The organism is Synechococcus sp. R5-13, from assembly GCF_047462015.1.
GTDB lineage: Bacteria > Cyanobacteriota > Cyanobacteriia > Thermostichales > Thermostichaceae > Thermostichus.
In genome coordinates, this window is sequence record NZ_JANSIL010000215.1 from 1 (window position 1) to 5,140 (window position 5,140).

General features: G+C 56.6%; 7 protein-coding genes. 6 read left to right on the forward strand and 1 reads right to left on the reverse strand.

The genetic code is table 11. From position 1 onward, the window contains the following. The first annotated feature begins 373 nt into the window (after positions 1–373). From NW840_RS13695 to NW840_RS13720, 6 genes are all read left to right on the forward strand, one after another. A complete protein-coding gene (locus NW840_RS13695) occupies positions 374–616 on the forward strand; it encodes a hypothetical protein (protein WP_414344867.1) in 243 nt (80 codons plus the stop codon). Positions 617–722: 106 nt separating this feature from the next. Then, positions 723–1,085: a photosynthetic/respiratory NAD(P)H-quinone oxidoreductase subunit C gene (gene ndhC / locus NW840_RS13700; protein WP_414331498.1), complete on the forward strand. Its 363-nt coding sequence runs from the start codon at positions 723–725 to the stop codon at positions 1,083–1,085. Then, positions 1,076–1,816: an NADH dehydrogenase subunit K gene (locus NW840_RS13705; protein WP_041436717.1), complete on the forward strand. Its 741-nt coding sequence runs from the start codon at positions 1,076–1,078 to the stop codon at positions 1,814–1,816. The genes ndhC and NW840_RS13705 overlap by 10 nt, the downstream gene beginning before the upstream one ends. A 1-nt stretch (position 1,817) precedes the next feature. After that, entirely contained in the window at positions 1,818–2,369 is a 552-nt protein-coding gene (locus tag NW840_RS13710) for an NAD(P)H-quinone oxidoreductase subunit J (protein ID WP_011433902.1), read from the forward strand. 47 nt (positions 2,370–2,416) lie between these two features. Then, positions 2,417–2,590, forward strand: coding sequence for a hypothetical protein (locus NW840_RS13715; protein ID WP_414344869.1), 174 nt, complete (start codon positions 2,417–2,419; stop codon positions 2,588–2,590). Position 2,591: 1 nt separating this feature from the next. Beyond that, positions 2,592–3,851, forward strand: a complete 1,260-nt coding sequence (locus NW840_RS13720; protein WP_414344871.1) for a class I SAM-dependent methyltransferase — start codon at positions 2,592–2,594, stop codon at positions 3,849–3,851. Between the two features lie 35 nt (positions 3,852–3,886). On the opposite strand, the gene NW840_RS13725 is transcribed toward NW840_RS13720, so the two are convergent. Then, the gene (locus NW840_RS13725; RefSeq protein ID WP_414344873.1) at positions 3,887–4,789 is read right to left on the reverse strand and encodes a hypothetical protein; all 903 of its coding nucleotides are present in this window, start codon (positions 4,787–4,789) and stop codon (positions 3,887–3,889) included. Positions 4,790–5,140: the final 351 nt, after the last annotated feature.

Genomic DNA, 5,140 nt, shown 5'->3' on the forward strand with positions numbered 1-5,140 from the left:
ATCAAAGCGCATTCCTCCCGGCACTGACCCTACGGGTACAGTGCGGGGCTCCTGCGATTTCTAGCTGAGCTGACCAAGCGGCAGAAGGGAAATCTCACTTATTGTTAGCAGGCTGGCTGGGGAATCCTACTGGCGCTACCGTGGTTTTGGGTTGTGTTCACAGCGGGTCAGCAGCGGGCCGGCACAGCTTACTCTACCCAAAAAGGTGCACGTGGGATCTTCACCAAGTGCTGGGGTAAGCTACCCTGTCTGTTGAACTTATTCCGGCAGTCTGTCTGGGTGAAAGATGCTGAGATATCGGCATTAGCGGCCCAAAAGGTTCGGTTCCCAGATTGCCTCTGGGTCTACTTCAAGCTGTTCTGCCTCAATCCCTATGGTTTCCTCTGACCTCAAGCGCTGGCTGGATAACTTCCTGATTGCCGTTGTCTTTCTGGTGTTCGCCGGGTTTGTCTGGTTTGTCTTTTCCGTAACTGGGGCTTTTCTTGGGATCCCACTGGGCTACAAACTTTGGATGCGGCTCTGGCTGCCTTTGTTTCAGCCGGCTTTGGGGATCCTGATGGCCGGGGCGGTGGTGAGCGGAGTGTGGGGCTGGCTGGAAAAACGCCGCTCCCAATAATCGTGATCATCACCAGAACTGAAGATCCGGTGGCGCAGGGGAGCCCCAGACTGGCTCTATACTGGAAACGTATCTAAATGTTGAGCACCTGAGGCGGTCTGGCGTCGTGTTTGTTCTGTCCGGCTACGAGTATTTGCTGGTTTTCCTGATCCTCTGCTCTCTGCTGCCGGTTTTGGCTCTGGGGGCTTCTGCACTCTTGGCGCCAAAGCGGCGGGGATCCCTGCGGCGCAGCACTTACGAGTCGGGCATGGAGCCGTTTGGGCAAGCCTGGATCCAGTTCAACATTCGCTACTACATGTTCGCACTGGTCTTCGTCATTTTCGATGTAGAGACGGTGTTCCTCTATCCCTGGGCAGTGGCGTTTCACCGCTTGGGGCTGTTGGCCTTTGTGGAGGCCCTGATTTTCATCGCCATCCTTGTGGTGGGTCTTGTGTACGCCTGGAGAAAAGGAGCATTGGAATGGTCATGACGTCTGAGAAATCGCAAGTCTTGTTTCCGGGGGCTGCCCCCCAGGTGACTACCGACCTCTCCAACAACGTCGTTCTGACGACGGTGAACGACCTGTACAACTGGGCTAAGATGTCCAGCCTCTGGCCGCTGCTCTACGGCACCGCCTGCTGCTTCATCGAGTTTGCCGCCATGCTGGGATCCCGCTTCGACTTCGACCGCTTTGGCCTGCTGCCTCGTTCTTCGCCGCGCACGGCTGATTTGATCATCACGGCAGGTACGGTCACCATGAAAATGGCGCCGGCGTTGGTCAAGCTTTACCAGCAAATGGCTGAGCCGAAGTACGTGATCGCCATGGGGGCCTGCACCATCAGCGGTGGCATGTTCAGCTCCGATTCCTACACGGCAGTGCGGGGGGTGGACAAGCTGATCCCGGTGGATGTGTACATTCCCGGCTGCCCTCCTCGTCCAGAAGCGATCATGGATGCCATTGTCAAGCTGCGCAAGAAGATCGCCGCCGAGGACATGCGGGAACGAGGCCGTCTGCAGCAAACCCACCGCTACTACACGGTTAAGCACAACCTCAAGCCTGTGCCGGAGATCATCACCGGCAAGTATCTGGAGAGCGAGACCCGCCAAGCTCCCCCGCCAGAACTGGCTGCGGCCATCGGCCTGCCGGTGCCCCCGGCTTTGCAAACTGCCGACTTTAAGCAGGCGGAACAGCAGCTCAAAGCCTTGCAGGGAGGAGTGTGAGATGGCAGAGGAAAATGCCCAGGAAAAACAAGCGCCGCCATCCGCAGGCGAGCAGTCGGAACCCTTGGTGACGTTGGAGCGGGGCCCGGTTTCCCAGTTTCTGGCCGACAACGGCTTCGAGCACCAGTATTTGGGGAGAGACGCAGCGGGGGTAGAGCTGTTGGAGGTGGAGCGGGACTTTCTCCTACCCTTGTGTACCGCCCTCTATGCCTACGGCTTTAACTACCTGGAGTGTCAGTGCGGATATGACCTGGGGGCAGGGCAGCCACTGGTCAGCCTTTACCACCTGATCAAGCTGTCAGACGGGGCGGATCGCCCTCAGGAGGTGCGGCTCCAGGTAAAGTTGCCTCGCCAGGATCCACGGCTGCCTTCCGTATACTGGATTTGGAAGTCGGCGGATTGGCAGGAACGGGAAACCTACGACATGTATGGCATTGTTTTCGAGGGACACCCGAACCTGAAGCGGATTTTGATGCCGGAAGACTGGATAGGGTGGCCCCTGCGCAAGGACTACATCACGCCTGATTTTTATGAGCTGCAGGATGCCTACTGATTGGGGATCCCTGACCTGGTGAGCAGCGTTGAATAGGATGGGTTGAGATGTGGCCTTTTTTGCTCTTGGCAATCTACGCAGGAGGAGTTTGGTACTCGGCCCGCAAGGCGGATCGCATCTATTCGGGCTCCGGGAAGTGGGTGGTATCGGCCCTCTGGCCTGTGTTGTTGGTCTCGAACCGTCAGTTTCGCCAAAATTGGCGTCGTCCCCTGAACAAGTAAGTTGAGTGAGTCTGGATCCCTGGAATCCTCACCTGTGATCGCTCCTGAGCAACACCTACGCGACCCGAGTCTTTCTCTATCGACACCTCAGGCCACGCAGAAGTTGCGGGAGTTGATTGTCAGCCGCATTCGCGCTCAGGGACCGGTGACCTTTGCCCAGTTTATGGAGTGGGCTCTCTACGAGCCAGGGTTGGGCTATTACGAGCGGGGATCCCCGATTGGCCCCGACTACCTCACCTCTCCCCACCTGGCGGCGGACTTTGCCCAACTGTTGGCAGAGCAGATCCTTCAGTTCTGGCACATTTTGGGATCCCCCCCTGACTTCAAGGTCATCGAGATGGGGGCGGGCAGCGGTCGCCTGGCCCAGGATTGGCTGACCTACGTGCGCTCCGCTAACCCCCCTTTTTGGCAGGCACTGGAATATGGGATCCTGGAGCGTTCTGCCCATCTGCGGCAGCTCCAACAGGAGCGGTTGGCCCCTTTTGGGGAGAAGGTGCGCTGGTTGGATTGGGACGGGATCCCGGATAACTCAGTTACAGGCTGCTTTTTCTCCAATGAGCTGGTGGATGCTTTTCCGGTGCATCGGGTGCAGGTACAGGATGGGGCTTTGCGGGAAATCTATGTCGATTGCAGCGAGGCTGCAGAAGCCAACTTCCGGGAAGTGCTGGGGGATCTGTCCACTCCTGAGCTGAGGGAGTATTTTGCCCGCTTGGGGATCCCTGTAGAAACCTATCCGTCGGGCTACCAAACCGAGGTGAACCTGAAAGCCTTGGAGTGGCTGCAGCTGCTGGCCCGTAAGCTGCGGCGAGGCTACGTGCTCACCATCGATTACGGCCACACCGCCCAGCGCTACTACAGCCCCCACCGCGCCCAAGGTACGCTCCTGGCCTACCGACAGCACGGCAGCTACACGGATCCCTATGTTCGGGTGGGATCCCAGGATCTCACCGCTCATGTGGACTTTACCACCCTAGAGCAAGTGGGAGAATCTCTGGGGCTAAGATGCCTGGGGTTCACCCGGCAGAGCAACTTTTTGGTGAACCTGGGATTGACCGAGCGGCTGGCTGCCCTCAGCCAAATGGGGAGCTCGGTTGGCGGCGAAGCTGTGGATGTGGGCCAAGTTTTGCGGCGGCGATCCGCTCTTCATGCGCTGCTGGATCCCATGGGGTTGGGGGGCTTTGGGGTATTGGTGCAGGCTAAGGGCCTGACCCCCTCAGAATATGCTCATCCTCTGCGGGGCTTTGGCGAGCCAGAGCTGTGAACCGTTTCGGTGCTATTGGGATGAGATGTCTGCCCCTACCGGCTACCGTTGCCTTCCATCGATGCCAGTTCTGCCATTGCTCTGGCGCTATCTTCCAGGTTGTCGATTCGCTCCTCGAGGGTTGCAAAGACTTCGTCATATTTGTCGGCCCATGCGACGCCGGCGGCAGTTTTGGTCATGCGGGCCGAGCCAAGAGATACGTCTGAAGATCCTTTCGCGGGCATAGGTGACCGTTTAATGGAGTTACTAGAGCCTGTTGACCGACAAGCCTGGGTTAAGCGGGCAATATCCTGCTTCAGGAGATTCTGTTTTGATTGGAGTTGTTCTACCTTGGCTATGCCCTCCTCAAGGGACTGAATGAGTTTCTGTTTCTTGGCTTGTAAATCTCCAATCGAGGCTTTCAGACTTTGCTCTTCTGCGCGTAACTGAGAAAGCCGTTCTTTTTGAGATTGGATCTGGGTCTCCATCTCCTCAAAATGGAGCTGAGCAGTTTGAGCTTGCGAATGAGCATTCTCATGAGTTTTGGCAGCAGCCACCCCCTTCTGCTGGACTTTTGCCCAATCTTCAAGGGCAGCACGCAGACTGGCCAACTCGTTTTGCAATTGCTGTAGGTCTGAAGGAGTGATTTCGTTTTGCTTCTGTCGATTTTCGAGGTGCTGCAGAAGCTGGATTTTGGCTTTGGCCTCGCTCCCAGATAGAGCAGAAGCCACATAGCCCGTCATCCCCGTGGCCAAACCTGCTGCTCCCGCCTGCCACAGGGATCCTCCCGCCCCAAGGCCACCAATAGCCACCGTAACTCCGGCCAACGCGGGAAAGGCAGTTATCCAAAGCTGGCGGCAGGAGAAAGGCAACATCATCGACCCCAGGGTGGAAGAGGAGATTGTCTTGAAGATTGTTTTGACCATAGGTAATGTTTGGGTAGGTTTTCTCTCACTCACAACTCCTCTTTTTTTAAGGAGAAAGGGGAGCTAGAACCAACACAAAGAACAAAGAACGCCTTAGAGACAATTTTACTGCACTATTTCACTGCACTTCATCACTGCACTTCAAGATGACTCTGGTGTACTGCTGAGGTTACAGTTCTTTACGCCATCCCTCCAGTATGGCCACAACTACAAGTCAATCGCCACTCTAAACCTGCAAGAGCCACTTCAGCTAGAAATTGCAGGAGCCCCGCACTGTACCCGTAGGGTCGGTGTCGGGAGGAATGCTATAATAATACTGCGGACACCAGAAACGGTTGTTTAAGGCACTGGTAACGGTCGATTGGGGGTGCTGTAAACCACCCC

Bases quoted from the DNA above. Each gene is read 5' to 3' on its own strand.
- NW840_RS13695 (WP_414344867.1), top strand. From the start codon at position 374: ATGGTTTCCTCTGACCTCAAGCGCTGGCTGGATAACTTCCTGATTGCC.
- NW840_RS13705 (WP_041436717.1), top strand. From the start codon at position 1,076: ATGGTCATGACGTCTGAGAAATCGCAAGTCTTGTTTCCGGGGGCTGCC.
- NW840_RS13710 (WP_011433902.1), top strand. From the start codon at position 1,818: ATGGCAGAGGAAAATGCCCAGGAAAAACAAGCGCCGCCATCCGCAGGC.
- NW840_RS13715 (WP_414344869.1), top strand. From the start codon at position 2,417: ATGTGGCCTTTTTTGCTCTTGGCAATCTACGCAGGAGGAGTTTGGTAC.